This window comes from Candidatus Abyssobacteria bacterium SURF_5, from assembly GCA_003598085.1.
Lineage (GTDB): Bacteria > Abyssobacteria > SURF-5 > SURF-5 > SURF-5 > SURF-5.
In genome coordinates, this window is record QZKU01000124.1 from 1 (window position 1) to 20477 (window position 20477).

Genomic DNA, 20477 nt, shown 5'->3' on the forward strand with positions numbered 1-20477 from the left:
GCTTGGACTCGTGTCACTGCTGGCACAACTTCAGCAAGCTTAGGTACTTCATGAACCGCCGTGGTACGGAACCGTATGCCCGGTGGTGTGAGAGGTCGGAGGGGGCGACTCCGCCTCCTACTCGATTCATGAGGAAATTGATCTATGGGCGCAAGGGCTTTACCCTTGTGGAGCTGCTGGTGGTAATAGCTATTATCGGTATATTGGCTGCCATTCTGCTGCCGGCTCTCGCAAAAGCAAGGGAATCGGCCCGCAGGTCCGCATGCGTTAACAACCTGAAGCAGATGGGCCTCGTCTTGGGAATGTACGCGTCGGAGAACCGGGACAAGTTCCCGCCGCTCGCAAACCATTCAACCCGGTTCATGTGGGACGGCAATTGCTTGTACCCCGAATATCTGACCGATGCCCAGATCTGCGCTTGCCCTTCAGGCCCTGAGTTCAACACAAAAACGAATTTCCGTTTGATTGTGGACACCACCCTTTCCGACAACTCGTTCAATGCTCCAGGCCAGGCATTCAAGGCTGGTACCGTGCACCCCGACTGCATAACCACTCTCAGTTATGTATACGTCGGCTGGATGGTCACCGGTGACAGCGAGGCAATAAGCGGACTTGCCATGTACACCTGGTTGGATGCCACGATGCCCATAAGTGTGGCGTCATCAGACGGATGGCGTGATGTCAATGGAAACGTGGCCTCGTTCGGCTTCAGCGGTTCCGGAAACGCCGGCGGCAGTGCGATCAACAGGCTGTCCATGGGCGTCGACCGGTTCCTCATTTCCGACATCAACCAGATCCTTACCGGTACTGAGTCCGGCGCCAGTATCGTGCCGGTGCAATGGGATCAGATTTCCACCAACATCACCGAGTTCAATCACGTTCCGGCAGGCATGAACGTCTTGTTCCTTGACGGGCACGTCGAATTCAAGCGCTATGACAAAAATACAACCGATTTCCCGATGTCTCCGATCTATGCAGCCCTCAATGGCGGCATAGAAGCAAAAATGGAAAATTATTGTCCGGAAGTCGACTGATCTCAACTAATCCCCCCCTGCACGGAAGGGAAGAGAGAGGGAAGGGAAGAGAAAGTAACTCTCTCTTCCCTTCCCTCTCTCTTCCCTTCTTTTTTATTGATCTTGTATTGCGGTAAACTCAGCAAAATGGCTCCTCCTCCAATGAACGCAACGAGGTTCGCAGGCGCGTGGTCAACCGGCGACATCAGATTGGAAAAGCCGAACTGCCTCCGCGAATACTTGCCTCATCCACCCCCGCAATGGTATCCTCTTTCCTATGAACTCGGCCGAACGAATCGCGGCAGCCGTCGCGCTGCAAGAGACGGACAGGGTGCCCGTCTCTCCCTTTCTCATTTATCATTTCGCCGCGATCACGGGAACCCCAATGAAAGACTTCGTCTGGGATACCGATGCCTGCCACCGATCCGCGCTGCAGGCATTTGAGTTTTATGACGGTCTTTTCGATACGATCAACCTGGCGCCAATGCGGTTCGGGTTTACGTGTACTGCTCCCATCCTCTTCAGCTCCCTCTATTACGATTGGCGTTTTCCGGAGGACGGCGCGCCTCAGATGTTCGAGTCGGTTCAAGATGGGCCTGATGTCTATGACCTCGTTTCTAACAACGGATTCTCCATTATTCGTACCTACAAACGCATTCCGCGCTGGGAAGTCATCAAAACGATGACGATCCACCTCCATAAACACCTTCGCTGGATGAAGCGTTGGAGAAGAAAGATGGACGTGGTTCCTTGGCAGGAAGCGATATCCTACTTGCCGGCCGAGTTGCTGCTCTTTCGGCGCGGCGTCGAAGGGTTCATCGACTTGATTGACCGGCCGGAGAAAATCGCCGACATCAACGAGCGGCACAATAAGACCATTATCCGGTCGACACTGCGCCTTGCGCGGCTGCTCGATGCGAGAAACATCTGCCTGCCAAGCCTCAAATTTTCCAGCTCGATGGTCTCCCCGAAAATATTTGAAAAACTGGCCTGGCCCTGGCTGAAAGAACAAGTACTGGCTTATTCCGCGGCCGGCTATCTCGTGATCCTGCATCTTGACGGCGACTGGGGGCCGCTCCTTGAATATTTTACTGAACTCCCAAAAGCCTCCGCCGTGGTCGAGCTCGATATAACTGATATGGCCCGCGCCAAACGAGTACTCGGCGGGAAACTGTGCATCAAAGGAAATGTGGATCCCGCGCTCCTCGCTTTCGGTTCGCCCGGAGAAGTCGAATTCGAATGCAAGCGGCTCATCGAGACGTGCGCGCCGGGCGGCGGTTTCATTCTCAGTTCCGGCTGTGAAGCGCCCCCTAATTCGCGCCCTGAAAATATTCGGGCTATGCTGAATTCCGTCCTTGAATAGGATTTGAGGATGAACGTATTATTCGGGCACACCTACGGGCAGAAACAGTGAACTGCATCACTCCGAGGATATCCATATGAAAATGATAATCGACGGCAAAAAATCGCCGCTTTTCAAACCTGTTCCTTTTCGAGTGAAAAACGGATTGTCGCATCAGGCGCGAGCCGAGGAATCCTTCAATCTTGAGAGAATGCCGCGCGGTTCGTGCGTGTGCTGGGGCATTCCCTTTGAAGTCGGAGACCCGGTGCTGGTACAGGATGAACCCGTTGTCCTCTCGCTCGACGCATTCAGGAGTCCCTGGCTTGTCATCATGCATACGGCTGATTTTGCTTCCATCAGCGCAAATTCAGAGGGCTTTTCCATTCCCTTCAAAGGTATCGGCAACCTGGGCTCGCATGCGGCCGACTACGTGTTCTCCTTTTCCGACGGCTCAGAGGAACGCGTCTCGATCAAGCGGCGACACCACGTCGGCGGATTCCTGAGCATCTGGGGCGAAAATTGCTTTGAGGCGGTAAGCCATCTAAAACCGAGACCGCTTCCGGGCAGAAAAATCGATCGGGTCCTGAACGAGAGGTGGGGCTGGTGCCAGACTCAGGCAACTGCGGCAGATGAGGAGCGGTTCTGGCTGAACTGGCTCTGGGCCTGGCAAAACCCGCATCCTGAAAAAGAAATCTCAGGCCTCTGTCTCGATCCGAAAAATGGGAGCATCCTGTTCATGGCCGTTTCCGCCGGAAATGTGTCCTCGCCTCCAATCCGTTGGCAAAGACGCCGGAAAACGATGGTAACCCTTCCGGAGGGAGTGGAGTTCGATCTCGCCCTGGATGAAATTGGGCTTTTTAAGCAAATCCAGTTGGATTTGGGGCAAGTCATCAGCGCCGTTCCGCGCCGGCTTTATCCAAATGAAAACTGGGAGAGGACCGCCAGCAACAGCTTGCCCGCTGTTTCTTCTCGCCAGATACTGGTTGAATACGCGGCTCATCCCGAAGCCCATTTCCATGTGCTTGACGGGAAGCCGATCAGCCTGAAAGACCTCGAGTCGAGCCATGAACGCGATTATCTGAAAGTCTTACCGCCGTCAGAACAAAAAGTCACTCTTCGGGTCATCGAAAAAGGCACCGGTAAACCCGTCGCGGTGAAACTGCATATTCATGGTGAATCGGGCGAATATATAGCGCCGATAGACCGGCATCGGATGCCCAACGATTCCTGGTTCCAGGATTACAGTGTGGATTGGGTTCATTCGGGAACGCATTACTGCACCTATATTCCCGGCGAAACCATGCTGAAGCTGCCGCTCGGACGGATTTATCTGGAAGTATCCAAGGGATTCGAGATTCGCCCCGTCCGCAAAGTGATTGAGATTGCTCCCGCCACGGCGGACATCACGATCGAGCTCGAGCGCGTGCTCCCCTGGCATGAACGGGGTTGGGTGACTGCGGACACGCACGTTCATTTCCTCTCGCCTCCATCGGCGCTGCTGGAAGGCGCCGCCGAAGACGTCAATGTTGTCAACCTGCTCGCAAGCCAGTGGGGCGAACTCATGACCAATGTCGGCGATTTCGACGGCAAAACCACCCTCGGTTCAAAAGAGAGCGGCGGCGACGGTCGCTATCTGGTGCGAGTGGGCACCGAGAACCGCCAGCACGTCCTCGGGCATATCTCGCTACTGGGATATAGCGGCAACATCATCAGGCCGCTGTGCACCGGCGGGCCGGCCGAATCGGCCATAGGCGACCCGGTTGAAATGCTCTTGACCGAATGGGCCGCGCAATGCAAGCAGCAAGGCGGCGTGGTGGTCATCCCTCATTTCCCTTTCCCGCAATGCGAGAATGCCGCTTCCATCGTTTCCGGAAATGTCGACGCCGTCGAGGCGCTCGGTGGCGGACTCGCTCAGTGGAGGGATTTGTACAGCGGAATTAACCCATATTCTCTTTCCGACTGGTACCGCTATCTGAACTGCGGATACGTAACCGCTATTGTCGGAGGAACCGATAAAATGGGGGCCGATTGCGCAGTCGGCACGGTTCGCACCTATGCCCGGATTACGCCCGATCGTGAATTTACATATGATGCATGGAATGAAGCGATTCGTCGGGCGGACACGTTCGTGACAACCGGACCGCTGCTGGAGTTCGCGGTCGATGGAAATCCTCCCGGCGCCCGAATTCACATGTCTCGCGCTGGCGGCCGGGTTAACGTAACCTGGAAAGCGGCCAGTGTCACGATGCCGATGTCGCGGGTGGAACTGGTCGTCAACGGCGAGATCCGCGAAAGCGAAGCGGCGGATTCCGGGGAGGCCGAAGGAACTTGGCCGGTCGCCATCACGAAAAGCTCATGGCTCGCTCTGCTGGTGAGAGGGCACTACCCCGGAGACCCTGAAGTTATCGTCGCCCATTCCTCGCCTGTCATGATTCAACTCGAGGGATCGCAATTCTTGGCCGCGGCCGATGCGGTCACGATCCTCGAACAGATCGAAGGCGCATTGGCCTATATCGACACCACGGGAATCCGCGCCGGAGACGAAAGATATAAACAGATGCGCCTCGTGCTTACAAGCGCGCACCGCACGCTTCACAACCACCTGCATCAGGCGGGACATTTTCACGAACATACACCGGTCGAGGACCATCCGGAACACAGGCGGTGACTGGAATGAATATGGCTGCGGGAATTGCCGTGTTTGGTGCAGTTATCGTCGTTTCAGCCGTGATCTGGCATTTCCTATGCCCACAGCTCCTTATCGCTTCGTTGGGAGCAGCCGTTACGTCGGCATTCATATTTCAAATTCTGGCTTGGGTCCATATTGGTTATCTGGACCCGTTTTTCATCATTGCTTTTGTTGTGACCGCATTCTATGCGCTTATACCCGCCCTTCTCATCGGGCTGCCGTTTCTCTGGTTGCGCGTGCGAAGAGGCCCCAGGACGAAAAATTCGGATAGTGAAGCCTGATCCGGCAATAAAGGATAAGATTTGGGTGAAAGAATTGACAACAAGGGGAGAGCACATCGATGATAACAAGGATCGACCACGTCTCACTTGCGGTCAGAGACTATGAGGCGGCCAAAACATTTTTCGAGAACGTTTTCGGGGCGGTGTCTGGCGCCGTCATGGAGGATACAAGCCTCCACTATCTGTGGCATATGTTCACCCTCGGCGACATGTCCAGGCTCGAGCTGATCACTCCCGCCGGCGAGCCGAGTTTTCTCAAGAATTTTCTCGCGGAAAAGGCCGGCGGAGTTCATCATATAACTCTTGAAACCGACGATATTCACGGTGTGATGCGGCGCCTGGAAGCCAATAACGTTCCCTATTTCGGATTCAACGAAAACGAAATCTGGTCCGAGCTCTTCATTCACCCAAAAAACGCCTTCGGCGTGCTCATCCAGATCGAGCAGCCGGGGCCGCAGTACCACGTTGTCGAGCCCGTCAAACGCCCGCAGGGAAAACGATTCAAGGTGAAGTCGACGGAAAACGGCTGCGAATTGCGGCTCCATCATCCCGGCGGCGTCGAATTGAAACTCGACTTGACCAAGGAAGAAATTCGCGACCTGATGCAGGATCTGCAGGATGGATTGGAGTAGAGCCACAGGCGAAGCAATGTAGGGGCGGCCCCATGTGGCCGCCCAGAAGCCTGCGGGAATCCATGTTCACTGAGCGAGTGCGAATACACTGATCTCGGACCCAACGGAGAATGAAAAACCATGAATGCCGATTGGTGGAAAAAAGCGGTTGTCTATCAAATTTATCCGCGCAGTTTTCTCGATACGGACGCCGATGGTATCGGAAACCTGAACGGTATCACAGAGAAGCTTGATTATCTCAACGACGGCACGCCGAACTCGCTCGGCATCGATGCGATCTGGCTCAATCCCTTCTATCCGAGTCCGCAATGCGATTTCGGCTATGACGTGATGGACTACTATAACGTCGATCCGCAATACGGCGCCATCGAGGACTTCGACCGGCTGCTCGCAGAGGCCCACAAGCGCAGCATCAAGATAATCATGGATGTCGTGCCCGGCCACACCTCGCATCTGCACCCGTGGTTCATCGAGTCGCGCTCGAGCAAGCGCAGCCCTAAACGCGATTGGTACATCTGGAAGCCGCCGCGCGCATTCCGCGGGTACCCGAACAACTGGCTCGGCGTCTTCGGCGGCAGAGCCTGGGACTATGACGGCAAGACCCGGGAATACTATTACCACAATTCTCTCCCCGAGCAGCCCGACCTGAACTGGCGCAATCCCGAAATGGCGAAGGCCTTTCTCTCCGCAATGGCATTCTGGCTCGACAAGGGCGTCGACGGCTTCCGCATCGACGTCATAAATTACACGATGAAAGACCAACAGTTCCGCAATAACCCCCTTTGCCTCGGCCGCCGCCCGTATGACATGCAGCGCCATATCTACGACAAGGACAGGCCGGACGCGGTCGAAGTCGCAAACAAGATGCGCGCGCTGACGGACAAGTACCCGAACAAGATGCTCGTCGGCGAAGTCTATATCGACAATCCCGATGAGGCCGCCCGCTATCTCGGCGAAAACGGAGACGGCCTGCACATGGCGTTCAATTTCTCATTCATGTTCTCCCGTTTTCGCGCCGAGATTTTTAAAAAGAAAGTCGAGACGTGGGAGCGTGCAATCGGAGACCGCGGCTGGCCTGCCTACTTTCTCTCGAATCACGACTACGTGCGCCATATCAGCCGCTACGCAAAAGGGAAATGGACAGAAGCCCGCGCCCGTGTCGCCGCCGCGATGCTGCTTACGTTGCGGGGAACCCCATTCGTCTATCAGGGCGAAGAAATAGGCATGCGCAACCTCTGGCTCTGGAAACATGAAGTGCTCGATCCAATAGGAAGAAAATATTGGCCGGTCCATCCCGGCCGCGACGGAGAGCGAACTCCGATGCAGTGGAACAGCGAGAAATATGCGGGATTCTCGACCGAAGACCCATGGCTGCGCGTGCACCCGAACCATAAAACCGTAAACGTTGCCCTCGAGGAAAAAGATCCGACCTCGCTCCTCAACTTTTACAAGAAGCTCATCCGGCTAAGGAAAGAGAATCCAGCCTTGCAGATGGGAGATTACAAGTCTTTTGAAGGAGTTCCCGAAGGTATTTTCGCGTACCTGAGGGAAGGCGGCGGGCAGAAAATTCTGATTGCGCTTAACTTCACGCAGAAACCGCTGCAATTTTCGGTGGGAAAGGGCGGAATCGGAAGAGTCCTCCTCTCCCCTCTCGAAACAGTCAATGCTGATATCAAGCCAAGCCAAATCAAGTTGCCCCCCTGCGGCATCCTCATTGCGGAGCTATAGAGAAACAAACGAACCTGTCATTTTGATCGCGGGCCTCGCACGGGAAGAGTTTGGATTCGCACGCATCAAGATAGCCGCCGGAAGAAAGAAGATTGCAGAACCCGGGCTTTACCTATCCGCTGATTCCGCAGATTTTCACAAATTGAAGACAAAGGCTAATTCGACCACGAATTCGCGCGAATTAGGCGATTTAGTAAAGCAGGCTTTAGGCGCGAGGCCATACGAAAAACATCAAGCCACTTCCATCACGGACGGATACCGATTTTCAGGATACGGGTTAGGAAGAAGAATATAAAACCATCACTCGCCACGAACCCGCGCGAAAACCACGAATCACGAATAAAACATCTTTCCTGCTTGTGATCGAAAACATGTCCCGGACTCGATCCGGGATCGAAAATCCCCAACCGGTTGCACCTCTTCCCCATTAAGTCGCTCAGCGCTTAATTTCGCATATCTGATGATACAGATGCGAAGGTTTGACTTTGGATGTTGATGAAATAAATGCGGCTCTTTACTAGTGTTTTTCTGTTTGGAGAAGATGCATAGAGACGCAAGCCTCTTCAATGTAATGACTTGCAACGAAAAATCGGGCTCTGCCCCTAATTTTTTCCAAAGCGGCAAATGCATGATCGAGTGCTAACTACTACTCGAGATGCTAACTTTGGAAAACGGCAAAATTCTAATTTCCGCTGAACCAAGACACATGTTTGAGATGATCCCATGCCTTTCTGCTGAGCCTGGAGTAGAGTCCGGCGGCGCGCCTTCTGACCAGTAAGCCCCGAATACACCGCCGCTATTTTTTATTGACTCCATTTCGCATCTCTGGTTTAATATACGCGACTGGAAAGAACGTTCAAAAGGAACGTGGGCGCATCAACCCTGATGTCTTCGGAGGTAAGAAATGAAATGGCCATTGATGACTGAAGAAGAGCTTCACGAATTCGGCATCCAGGTCATACTTCCCTACATTAAAGAAGAAGACGTCACAATAGAATCTGTAAATACAAAGCTCACAGTAAAACCTCAGATCATCGGTAGGCGGTGGGATCATCCTGCCTATATTTTTGTTAGGACTGTTTGTTATCCAGGAAAGGCATCTTTAAGTCCAGCCGAGGCTGAAAGTGCAATTAAATGGGCGGATTATCATGGAGCAATTGCCTTTTTTGCCGCTGTTGAAATAGTTTGCTCAAATTATCCAGACAAATCACCTGTTTCCGATCCAAGCCACCATTCGCTTCCCATACGCTATGGCGGTTTCTTTGTCTATTATGAAGGGCTTCTCATGATGACCATGTCCCACCGGGTACAGGTTTTGGGTGATGGTGAAGGTCTTCCGAAACGCGCAAATGTTGGAGAATTTAGAGAAAGGAATAGAAATTGATTCCTCCGATTCCTCCCACTCCTGAAGAAGTAGCTCATATGAAGAAGGTTGTGGGAAAGATTCTTGAGACAGTAGACCTTTCTGACTCTGAACTGGAGAAAGCCGCAATGGCAGTTTTCACAAGGACACACCCACAGAAGCTGCTTGATGATCCAAGGGAGCTTCTAAGGATTGCACGACTGGGACAAGTGAAGAAACCCAAAAGGAAACCGGCCCAATCAAGTCCATCGAGATCAAACTCCACCATTAGGTTAGATCAAAGGGTGACTTGTTGGTATGGAAAGAAAGATCACCTGGAGAAACTGAAGCGCGAGCGGGATATTAGCGATGATGTGTATAGCTCGACCATCAAACCCATCTTCAAAGTCGCATCAACCGACGACTTGACTGTCGAGGAAATGGACAAGATCATATCGGAGTTTGACTCGTTATTTCCTCCAGCCATTGGTGAAAGGGACGAGGAGAGAGAAGTAGCGCTAGAGGAGCCTGAAAATGGGCAACAGATTGGTGTTGCGTTAGGAGGGAGAAAAGAAGACGACGATTCCTTTCGCGCATATCTTTTCGAAACTCACGGATGGCATTATAAAATCAAGATAAAGAAAGCTAGGCGATTAGATATGATGATGAAGAGCAGGGAAATGCCGGAATCTTTCATCTTAGAAGCCTTAAACACCGTAGGTTTCCAGAGGTTATCTCTTCTGCAAAAGAAGAGAGCAATAGAGATTGCGGCCAACCAAGGATTCTTAGACGCAGCTCATTTTATTGCCGGTTCCACATCTATAAATCTTTTTAATTATGGCCACTGGATAGTATATGCTGTATTTCTGTTGGCGGCAATTGTGAATGTAATTGTAGCTCGTGATCATTTTAGGGCTGAAAGGTCACTGTTAGGTATCTTGGCTATCTTCTCTATCTTTATTCTGCCGAGGGTCGCGTTAGCCTTTGTTCTGCTCGCAGGTCGCCGGCAAAATGTAAGCCTGAACATGCCGCCCTTTCTTCGCAATATATATCCCAAAACTATGCGAAGTTATGGAGGTGACTTACTATCCGGACTCTTCATCGGCTTTAATCGGAAAAAGCTTGCAAGAGAGGCTATGTGGCTCGCCATCAGCCTTGTGCCTGTTGTTGCCTTTCTTTATTACAATGGCTAGTGCCAAGGGCTCTGTTTCTTGGGAAGATTCAGACTTGAAGAGATAAATATCAAGAACAGTTGAAGGTTGGCTCCACCATTCTATCAGCCAGTCTCTCCTGAAGAGGAATCACTAAAATCCTGATGAGGCAAAAAGTGGTCATATCCAGACAATCCGAACGTGACAAAAACTGCATTTATCATCGAGAAAGCAGTAGGAAAAAAATAAACCCCTTAAGGCAAGGTAGTGTTTCTGGTCGACTTTCCCGGAATTGCCATCAGCGGTGGTTTCCTGCTGTCCCACGGAAACGCCGGTGCATCATTTCATCGATTGCCTCCTGGCTTGGAAGCCCCTATACACTACTGCTATTTTTTATTGACTCCGCCTCGCATTTCTGTTTTAATATAGCCTACCGGGAGGGACATGGGCACGTGCATTTTTTTCCTCTCCTGCCTTTACCATAGAACATGCCCTTTTCGCTTTTGTATCACATAAAAGGGAACACCTTATGCCGAAAAACTCGCGGCGCTGGAGGTTTGAAGAAGTCGTACCATACCAGGCATTTTCCGGAGACGTGCAGCAATGAATAAAGCTGCCCCTTTTTCACTCCGCATATTTGTGGCAGGTGGCGACCCAGACGGGTTACGACTAGTCGAACGTTCCAACTGGACGGGTAAGGCGATAATATTCCCCCGTGCGTTGTATCCCGAAGTGCGTGGTCGGGACGAGTTCCAACAAACCGGGGTATATCTCTTGCTTGGTCCGCGTATGCATGGCGAAGGTGAGATGCTCTACATCGGCGAGGGTGATCCGGTTAGACCACGTCTTGATGAGCACTTCGCAAGAAAAGACTTCTGGACACGAGCCGTCTTCTTTGTCGCCGGGCCGGGTAACCTCAATAAAGCACATATCGAGTTCTTGGAATCTCAGTTGGTCAGACTCGCCAAGGCGGCAAAGCGGATGCCACTCGAGAATTCCAACAGCCCTTCCGAGCCTACTCTCTCCGAAGCCGACCGGGCCGACATGGAGGTTTTTCTTCAGAATATTCTAGGCATCTTGCCGGTGCTCGGAATTCACGCCTTTGAGCAAACAACGCTGGATCTGAACTCGAAAATGGATAAGACTCTACTTCACTGCGCCGGGCGAGGCATAGAGGCGACGGGGTATGACACACCCAAAGGATTTCTAGTATTGTCCGGGTCGTTTGCCGCCATGAAGGAAGTGCCGTCTCTCAAGAAGTATTTCCCGAATGTGTGCGAAGTGCGCGAAGACTTGATCTCGAATGGTGTACTGGTGGCGCAGGGAGATAAGTATTACTTTACGCAGGATTATACATTCAGCTCCCCGTCGCTGGCGTCGTCGGTCGTGCTTGCTCGATCCTCGAACGGTCGCACTGACTGGAAGGATGCCACCGGGACGACGCTGAAAGAGACCCAAGAGAGTCTAGCCGCGATTGTGCCGGATTGGGACGAGGAAAAATGAACGAAGCTGAAACCAGAGCCGAATTTATTTATGGTCTTCTGCAACCAATTGCTCAAGCGGAATCAGCAGTGCGTGCCGGATTGTGTATGTTATGGACTGTTATTGAACGGCTCAACGGAAGGAGCATGAATGGCGAAGGTAAACAATGGCGCGAATCTCGGCTTCGAGAATGAACTCTGGAAGGCTGCCGATGCGCTGCGCTCGAATATGGATGCCGCCGAATATAAGCATGTTGTGCTCGGCCTGATTTTCCTCAAGTACATATCCGACGCATTCGAAGAGCAGCACGCGAAGCTGGAGGCGCAGCGTAAACAGGGAGCCGACCCGGAAGACCCGGACGAATACCGAGCAGGCAACATCTTTTGGGTGCCGAAAGAAGCTCGCTGGTCCGTGTTCAAAGCAAACGCGAAGCAGCCGACCATCGGTAAAATCCTGGACGAAGCCATGGTCGCCATCGAGTGCGACAACTCCTCTCTCAAGGGAGTGCTTCCAAAAGAATACGCTCACCCGCGTCTCGACAAGCAGCGGCTTGGTCAGCTAATCGACCTTGTCGGGAAGATCGGCCTCGGCGATAGAGAGAGCCGGACAAAGGATATCCTGGGCGGCGTATACGAGTATTTCCTGTCACAGTTTGCGAGCGCCGAAGGCAAAAAGGGCGGCCAGTTCTATACGCCGCGTTCTGTAGTTCGCGTCTTGGTCGAAATGCTGGCTCCTTATAACGGGCGCGTGTATGATCCCTGCTGCGGCTCTGGCGGCATGTTCGTTCAGTCGGTCGAATTTGTGAAGGCTCATTCATCTGGCAACGGTAACGGCGGCAAACGCAAAGGCGATGTAAGCATCTTCGGCCAGGAGTCGAACCATACCACCTGGCGGCTGGCGAAGATGAATCTTGCCATTCGAGGTATTGACGGCAATCTCGGCAAAGAGCATGCCGATATTTTTCATCATGATCTTCACCCTGACCTCAAGGCTGACTACGTCCTCGCCAATCCGCCTTTCAATGACAGCGACTGGCGCGGAGACCTTCTCAAGGACGACAAACGCTGGAAGTATGGGATTCCGCCAGCGGGAAACGCCAACTTCGCCTGGGTACAGCACTTCATCTATCATCTCGCTCCGACCGGACTCGCCGGTTTCGTGCTCGCGAATGGCTCCATGTCCTCAAACCAATCGAATGAAGGCGAAATCAGAAAGAACATCATAGAGGCTGACCTAGTGGATAGCATGGTGGCACTGCCGGGACAACTTTTCTATTCAACGCAGATTCCTGTCTGCCTGTGGTTCCTCACTCGCGAGAAGAAGAACAGCCGCTTCCGTGACCGGCGCGGAGAGACACTGTTCATCGACGCGCGAAAGCTCGGCACGATGATTGACCGTGTCCACCGTGAACTTACGGGCGAGGACATTCAGAAGGTGGCTGGCACATACCATGCGTGGCGAGGAGACAAGATTCCCGATGGTAGGGGCGGGTTTGAAACCCGCCCGTATGAGGACGTTCCAGGCTTCTGCAAATCAGCCACACTCGATGATATCCGGCAGTACAACCACATCCTCACGCCAGGACGGTATGTCGGCGCAGCCGAAGCCGAAGACAGTGGCGACCCGTTCGAAGAAAAGATGGAGCGGTTAACCGCGGCTCTTCGCGGACAGATGGAACAGTCCACCAAGCTCGATAAACTCATATGGGCGAATCTGGAGGATATCGGGCATGGCGGGTAATTGGAGATACGTGAAACTCGAAGATATTGCAGCCGATAAGGACCGCCCTTTTGCAATGGGACCATTTGGTTCCAATATCAGAGCCGTGAACTATCGTGAATCAGGAATTCCAGTGATACGTGGCATAAATCTCGGCAAACCCGGAGAGCCTCGATTTGAGTCCGACGATTTTACCTTCTTGACAGAGGCGAAAGCAAACGAACTCAGCAGTTCATCTGCTTATCCCAAGGATGTCGTTTTTGTCGCTCAAGGCACTGTCGGAAAAGTGGGCATAGTCCCGAGCGATACTCCTTACGAACAATTCATCCTGTCGCAAAATCTTATGAAAGTAACTCTAAATGAAGATGTGGCCGATCCTCTTTTTGTTTTCTACTATTTTCGTTCAAGAGAAGGGCAGCACGAGATACTTTCATATGTGAATCCAACGGGTGTTCCCTGTATCAGTAAGCCGCTGACTTCGCTCCGGCAATTCAAGGTGCGGTTACCTAGCGATGTCAAAGAACAAAAAGCCATTGCATGCATCCTCGGCGCATTGGACGACAAGATCGAGTTTAACCGGCGGATGAATCAGACGCTGGAGGCAATAACACGCACCATCTTCGAGAGCTGGTTTGTTGCCTTTGACCCGGTTATATCCAAGGCCGGTAAGCAGTCACCAAGCGGAATGACTCCGGAGGTTGCGGATTGCTTTCCTGACGCATTTATTAATTTGGAAAGTGGATCAATGCCTATGGGATGGCAAATGCATCAACTCAATGAGGTGTGCGAGTTTGCCTATGGAAAAGCATTGAAAGCGTCAGATCGAGTCTCTGGGCATATTGCCGTTATGGGGTCGAATGGTCAAGTTGGCTGGCATAATGAGGCTCTCGTGGCCGGCCCTGGAGTGGTCGTGGGACGCAAGGGGAATCCCGGAATTGTCACATGGGTCCACCGCGATTTTTATCCCATTGATACGACATTCTATGTAGTCCCTACAATGAAAGACATGCCGTTAACTTTCTTGTACGAGGCGATTAAGAAACTCAATTTGCCCAAACTCAGCTCAGACTCGGCTGTGCCTGGGCTGAATAGAAACTTTGCTTATATGTCTCGTATCGTCGTACCAACAACAGATGTCCTAAGGGCATTTGACCGACAGGCTACTCCACTGTACCAGCGACGTTTCATTGCCGATGAGCAGACCCATTTGCTGATCGAGATACGAGATGCTCTGTTGCCTCAGCTAATTGATGGATTAATCGGACTTGAAAAAGCTGAACAGATCGTTGGGAGATGCACCTGATGTCAACTGCATTAGACTCAATAGCCCCCCATTTTCGCCGAGTTGCGGACCGTTGGCCTGACGCGCAGACCTTGAGCAACCACTACCAAGCGGTGGTCGCGAGTTACCAAGGAAACCAGCATGGTCTCGTCGAAACGGTCAAATCCTTTGTTGAGTCTGTCTGTCTTACCATACTCGGCGAATACGGCATGCCGATGCCATCTTCTGACGCATCGATGACCATGATGCTTGTGGAGGCGCTCCGTCTTCTTGGTCTGCAGAACACGCGCGGCGCAAGTAAGCTTGATAGAATCCTTTCAGCTCACAATCGGTTAGCGGACGCTCTCAGTGAAATGCGGAATGTAAATGGTCCCATTGCTCATGGGAAGGATGGGTTTCTCGATTCACTAACGCAAAACCATGTGCGCACCTATCTTTTGACTGCGGATACCCTTCTCTCGCTCCTTTTAGCAGCGTTTGAAGGCACTGAGCCTGATCTCCAATTCACCCGCGAGCCATACGAGCGATTTAATCATCTACATAACCGCGTTGACAGCTCAGTGACCGTCAACTCAGCAATCGAGTATGAAGATGACTCGCCGGTCTTAGTTATATCGATGAAGACTGGTGGGCTTCCCGATGGCATTGAGTTGCGGATAGAGCCGAGTCGGCTGCTATACGCCATAGACCGCACCGCATACATCGAAATCCTTGCCGCATCTACCGTCCAAGCCGCTGCATCGGCCACTGCAGGGCGAAAGGCGGAGGAGATGCTCGTTGTTTCTTCGCCGGGGCCAATCGAGGAGGAGCCAGCTTCTGAAGTCAACCGCACCTACACGGGATACCTGTCGCCACTAACGGAGGAATTGCGCCGTTACGTGATTTCGCTCGATCTGTCCGCAACCACGCCATTGCCTTCTGGTGTGAGCATCATTGAGTCAGTATTGGGAACAGCAGAGGCCAACATGGGTACCGACTGGAAAGAGCGGGAATCGCTACAGGCGCGGATGAAAGTTGCATTTCGCCGCACACTTACTCAGTTTGGAATTCCAGAGGGTAAGGCAAAGGAGGGCGCAGAACATTTAGTCGCATGGTTCAAGATTCAGGCGATCGGTCTGCCCAATGGTGAGGGGGACTCTGCTCGGTGATCGCGAACAGCTTTACAGAATCCATCGTTGAACAGGCCACGCTGGCGTGGCTGGAAGCAATGGAATATAAGATTCTCTCGGGGCTGGAAATCGCACCAGGTGAGGCGTTGGCGGAGCGCGAGAGCTATGCGCAGGTGATTCTTGAAAGCCACCTGCGGCAGGCTCTCCAGCGGCTGAACCCCGAAGTTCCACCGGATGCCCTTGAGGAAGCTTTCCGAAAGCTGGCACGGCCCGACTCGCCCTCTCTGATAGGAAATAACCATGCTCTGCATAAATACCTCATTGAGGGAGTGCCAGTTGAGTATGAGCATGCAGATGGCACCATTCGCGGAGACCTCATGCGCGTGCTGGATTATGAAAACCCGGATGAGAATGAATTTCTGGCGGTGAATCAGTTCACCGTCTCTGAGGATCACCATGAACGCAGGCCGGATATAGTCCTGTTTATCAACGGGCTTCCGCTGGCCGTCATCGAGCTTAAGAATGCCGCCGATGAGAATGCAACTATCTGGTCAGCCTTCAATCAGCTTCAAACATATAAGGACCAGATACCGTCGCTGTTCGCCTACAATGAGGCGCTCGTCATCTCGGACGGCACAAATGCACGCATCGGAACTCTCACCGCCGACCGGGAGTGGTTTATGCCGTGGCGGACTATAGAAGGGCAGGAACTGGCTGATTCATGCCTCCCGCAGTTGCAGGTGGCGCTGGAGGGACTTTTCGAGAAACGGCGCTTCCTGGACCTGATACGTTACTTCACAGTCTTTGAGGATACCGGCGGCGGAGTCCTGGTAAAGAAGATGGCAGGCTACCATCAGTACCATGCGGTAAATGTAGCTGTGGAAGAGACTGTCCGCGCTACCGCCCCCGTTCAAAGGGCCGAGTTGTCGAAAGAGGGCGAAGGCACATATTTTGCCCGTAGTCGCCCCGACGCGACGCCCGGCGACCGGCGCGTCGGAGTCGTATGGCACACGCAAGGCTCCGGCAAGAGCCTGACAATGGCCTTCTATGCCGGGCGGGTTGTCTTGCATCCGAAAATGGAAAACCCGACCCTGATCGTCATTACCGACCGCAATGACCTGGACGATCAACTCTTCGGGACGTTCGGACGATGTTCTGAACTACTGCGGCAACAACCGGTGAAAGCGGAGAGCAGGGCGGATTTGCGTGAGAAATTGAAAGTGGCCTCGGGCGGGGTTGTCTTTACCACGGTCCAGAAGTTTTTCCCGCTCGAGGGCGAAGATCGGCATCCCATTTTATCTGAAAGACATAACATAGTTGTCATCGCCGACGAGGCTCATCGAAGCCAGTATGAATTCGGAAGGAAATTGAATCGAGAATCCGGTGAGCTTCGAGATGGATTTGCGCATAGTATGCGGCTCGCTCTTCCGAACGCTTCCTTTATCGGGTTTACAGGGACTCCCCTGGAACTGACTGACAGGAACACCCGGAAAGTATTTGGCGAATACATCAGCATTTACGATATCGAGCGGGCGGTTCAGGATGAAGCGACAGTGCCGATCTACTATGAAAGCCGCTTGGCGAAGCTGGAGCTTGACGAGGCGGAGCGCCCGAAGGTGGACCCGGAATTCGAGGAGGTCACCGAAGGCGAAGAAGTCGAGCATAGGGAGCGGCTGAAAACAAAGTGGGCGCAGCTTGAAGCCATTGTCGGCGCCGAAAAAAGAATCCGGCTGATCGCGCAGGATATCGTGAACCATTTCGAGAATCGGCTGGACGCCATGTACGGCAAGGCAATGATCGTGTGCATGAGCCGCCGCATCTGTGTCGAACTGTATAAGGCGATAGTCGCTCTGCGGCCGCAGTGGCACGGCAGCAAGGACAAGGAGGGAATTATAAAGGTCATTATGACCGGCTCGGCGTCCGACCCGGCCGAATGGCAACCGCATATCCGTTCACAAAAGCCGCTTGAGCAGCTTGCCAACCGCTTCAGAGATTCAAAAGATCGTTTTCAAATAGTCATCGTGCGTGATATGTGGCTTACGGGTTTCGATGTGCCATCCCTGCATACCATGTACATGGACAAGCCGATGCGCAGCCATGGGCTGATGCAGGCGATAGCGCGGGTAAACCGCAAGTTCGGGAAAAAACCCGGCGGGCTGGTTGTCGATTATCTCGGGCTGGCGCACGAACTGCAGTCAGCGGTCGAGAGTTATACGAGGAGCGGCGGTCAGGGAGAGACGGCGATCGATCAGGCGAAGGCTGTCCAGGCGCTGCTTGAGAAATATGAAATTTGCTGCGGAATTTTCCACGGGTTTGACTGGTCGAAATGGAAATCCGGCAGTCCGCAAGAGCGGCTGTCGGTTCTGCCTGCCGCCCAGGAGCATGTGCTCAAGCAGGAGGACGGTAAAGAGAGATTATCGCGAGCGGTAACTGACTTGTCGCACGCGTTTGCGCTGTCCGTGCCGCATGAAAAGGCGCTGGAAATCCGAGACGACGTCGCCTTTTTCCAGGCTGTAAAGTCGGTCATGCAAAAAAGCATCACAGGCGGCCGGCGCAGCCCTGAGGAACTCGACGTCGCCATCAGGCAGATCGTTTCACGCGCCGTGGCGTCCGACCAGATCATCGATATCTTCGCGGCCGCCGGCCTCAAAAGACCGGATGTCTCAATCCTTTCGGATGAATTCCTGGCAGAGGTGCGCGACATGCCGCACCGGAATCTGGCAGTCGAGATGCTGCGAAAGCTGCTGGATGGAGAGATTAAGACTCGCAAGCGAAAGAACGTCGTGCAAGGCCGGTCGTTCGCGCAAATGCTAGAGGAATCGATCAGGCGCTATCAGAATCGAGCCATTGCGACAGTGCAGGTCATCGAAGAGTTGATAAAGCTGGCGAAAGATATGCGCGAGGCTGACAGGCGCGGAGAGAAACTTGGTCTGACCGAAGAAGAGGTCGCCTTTTATGACGCTCTCGAAACGAATGATAGCGCGGTGGCCGTTCTGGGCGACGAGACGCTGCGGATAATTGCGCAGGAGCTTGTGAAGACGGTGCGCGAGAATACGACGATTGACTGGACCGTGCGCGAGAATGTTCGGGCGAAGATGAGGGTCATGATCAAGCGGATTCTCCGGCGCTACGGATATCCGCCCGACAAGCAGGCGCGCGCGACAGAGCTTGTGCTGGAACAGGCGGAAGTACTCTGCCTTGAGGTGACTTATGAACAATGAAATGATAATCTTGTAATCTCACCAATTTCTAAAACCAATTGCAAGGCTGGAAAATGGACATTTTAACATTCATTGCCGAAATCACTAGATCAATCACCTGGCCCTTTTGTATTTTTTTGATCTTTCTTGTCACTCGACGGAAGCTTATTGAGCTTTTTCCACGATTGATGAACATCAGATATAAGGATTTTGAAGTCAATTTTGCGGAAACTTTTCGACGTATTGAATCGCGTGCAAAGAAAGCAGGATCGCTTCCTGAATTACCGTCCAATAAACCGGCTGAACCTGCGCCAAAAGAATTGTCGGGATCAAAAAGATGGGAATGGTATCGGAAGCTCGCTTCATCATTGCCTCGTAGAGCCATAGAGAATGCTTGGACAGACGTTGAAAAAGCAATTTTCAATCTCTCAGACTTTTGGGATTATGACGACCCTCAGAATGACGAATATCCAGTCCCCTCTTGGACAATTGGTAGACTCAAAAAGAATGGTCTTCTCTCCCCGGACCTTGCCTATACATATGAAGACCTCGGCAGAGTTTATAATCTGATGCAGTCCCACCCAGAAATGGCGGTCACCAGTCGGGAAGCCCTTGTTTTTTTACAATGGGCAGAACAAGTTAGCAAAGCGTTGATTCAAATTGCGGAACAAAATCAGCAATCTGGGGTGCAAGTGCAAACCAAGAATAGTAATTAAATATGCACAGCTAAAATCAACTTCTATAGTTAAAGATAGCATGGTCATTCCGGCTAGAAGACATCTATTTTTTCTTTCCTCTATCCTTCTGCTCTTAATCGCCGCCATTCCTCCCCCTGACCAGCCTCCTCCGTTCGATGGACAAGTCACTGTCGAGCGGCTCCAAGAGCTATACGGCGAGCCGCTTTATCATCGCCAGTATGACGAGCCGAAATCCGAAACCGTCGGCCCTGTCACCCTCACGTATGACGAAGAAATCGCCTTCCAGTACAAGGGCCGCCAACTTACGTACTACTTCCTCCGCTATCAGGCGCGCGGTGTTGGTGACCTGCCTGGGCCGATTCGTATCCCCGCACAGGTCGTGCGCATGGTTGATGGCGATACAATCGTCGTCCGGCTATTCAACGAGACTGACGGGAAGGTTCGGTACATCGGCATCGACACGCCGGAAACAAAGCATCCTGATAAAGGTGTTGAATATTACGGCCAGGAAGCCACCGAAGCGAACAAGCGCCAGGTGGACGGCAAGGACGTTGAGCTTGAGCCTGACGTGCAGCGGTGGGACTGGTATCAGAGACTGCTGGCGTATGCGTATTTCGAGGACGTTTACTCTTGATTTGTTGACGCAATGCGTTATCTGAAGGAGTAAAAGAGAGGATCTGAGGTTAGCCCGAACTAAACTGTTTTCCCAGTCCGTGCTGATCCGCGCTAATCCCTAGTAGAACTGCTATCTGCTTCTGCCTCCTGCCTTCATCCCGGTTCCTCCCCCGTGGACTGTAAGCTAAGGTCCG

15 protein-coding genes and 2 pseudogenes are annotated in these 20477 nt (G+C 52.7%); 16 read left to right on the forward strand and 1 reads right to left on the reverse strand.

All coding sequences use genetic code 11. From position 1 onward, the window contains the following. Positions 1–128 precede the first annotated feature (128 nt). Positions 129–428: pseudogene (locus tag C4520_18015) on the forward strand (DUF1559 domain-containing protein). A gap of 608 nt (positions 429–1036) precedes the next feature. Here the strand turns inward: C4520_18015 and C4520_18020 are convergent. Then, complete coding sequence (locus C4520_18020; GenBank protein ID RJP16680.1) at positions 1037–1219, reverse strand: hypothetical protein; 183 nt, start codon at positions 1217–1219, stop codon at positions 1037–1039. A gap of 71 nt (positions 1220–1290) precedes the next feature. Between C4520_18020 and C4520_18025 the strand changes: the two genes are divergently transcribed. From C4520_18025 to C4520_18095, 15 genes and pseudogenes are all read left to right on the forward strand, one after another. Beyond that, a complete protein-coding gene (locus C4520_18025) occupies positions 1291–2376 on the forward strand; it encodes a hypothetical protein (protein RJP16681.1) in 1086 nt (361 codons plus the stop codon). Between the two features lie 76 nt (positions 2377–2452). Next, positions 2453–5023 (forward strand): hypothetical protein, encoded by a 2571-nt coding sequence (locus C4520_18030; protein RJP16682.1) that lies wholly within the window; start codon positions 2453–2455, stop codon positions 5021–5023. Between the two features lie 5 nt (positions 5024–5028). After that, the gene (locus tag C4520_18035; protein ID RJP16683.1) at positions 5029–5325 is read left to right on the forward strand and encodes a hypothetical protein; all 297 of its coding nucleotides are present in this window, start codon (positions 5029–5031) and stop codon (positions 5323–5325) included. A 59-nt stretch (positions 5326–5384) separates the two neighbouring features. After that, positions 5385–5957, forward strand: coding sequence for a hypothetical protein (locus tag C4520_18040; GenBank protein RJP16684.1), 573 nt, complete (start codon positions 5385–5387; stop codon positions 5955–5957). A 120-nt stretch (positions 5958–6077) separates the two neighbouring features. Continuing rightward, positions 6078–7685 carry an alpha-glucosidase gene (locus C4520_18045; GenBank protein RJP16685.1) on the forward strand — a complete coding sequence of 536 codons (1608 nt, stop codon included), beginning with the start codon at positions 6078–6080 and terminating at the stop codon, positions 7683–7685. A gap of 22 nt (positions 7686–7707) precedes the next feature. Further along, positions 7708–7980 (forward strand): hypothetical protein, encoded by a 273-nt coding sequence (locus C4520_18050; GenBank protein RJP16686.1) that lies wholly within the window; start codon positions 7708–7710, stop codon positions 7978–7980. Between the two features lie 624 nt (positions 7981–8604). Beyond that, positions 8605–9069 (forward strand): hypothetical protein, encoded by a 465-nt coding sequence (locus C4520_18055; GenBank protein ID RJP16687.1) that lies wholly within the window; start codon positions 8605–8607, stop codon positions 9067–9069. 38 nt (positions 9070–9107) lie between these two features. Next, on the forward strand, positions 9108–10220 hold the full coding sequence (locus C4520_18060) for a hypothetical protein (protein ID RJP16688.1): 1113 nt from the start codon (positions 9108–9110) through the stop codon (positions 10218–10220). A gap of 561 nt (positions 10221–10781) precedes the next feature. Then, entirely contained in the window at positions 10782–11681 is a 900-nt protein-coding gene (locus C4520_18065) for a GIY-YIG nuclease family protein (protein ID RJP16689.1), read from the forward strand. A gap of 129 nt (positions 11682–11810) precedes the next feature. Then, positions 11811–13400: an SAM-dependent DNA methyltransferase gene (locus C4520_18070; protein ID RJP16690.1), complete on the forward strand. Its 1590-nt coding sequence runs from the start codon at positions 11811–11813 to the stop codon at positions 13398–13400. Continuing rightward, positions 13390–14682 (forward strand): restriction endonuclease subunit S, encoded by a 1293-nt coding sequence (locus C4520_18075; GenBank protein ID RJP16691.1) that lies wholly within the window; start codon positions 13390–13392, stop codon positions 14680–14682. The genes C4520_18070 and C4520_18075 overlap by 11 nt, the downstream gene beginning before the upstream one ends. After that, positions 14673–15809: a hypothetical protein gene (locus C4520_18080; GenBank protein RJP16692.1), complete on the forward strand. Its 1137-nt coding sequence runs from the start codon at positions 14673–14675 to the stop codon at positions 15807–15809. The genes C4520_18075 and C4520_18080 overlap by 10 nt, the downstream gene beginning before the upstream one ends. Before the next feature lie 14 nt (positions 15810–15823). Then, positions 15824–18991 (forward strand): annotated as a pseudogene (locus C4520_18085) (type I restriction endonuclease subunit R). 347 nt (positions 18992–19338) lie between these two features. Continuing rightward, positions 19339–19686 carry a hypothetical protein gene (locus tag C4520_18090; protein ID RJP16693.1) on the forward strand — a complete coding sequence of 116 codons (348 nt, stop codon included), beginning with the start codon at positions 19339–19341 and terminating at the stop codon, positions 19684–19686. A 367-nt stretch (positions 19687–20053) separates the two neighbouring features. Continuing rightward, on the forward strand, positions 20054–20302 hold the full coding sequence (locus tag C4520_18095; protein RJP16694.1) for a hypothetical protein: 249 nt from the start codon (positions 20054–20056) through the stop codon (positions 20300–20302). Positions 20303–20477 lie beyond the last annotated feature (175 nt).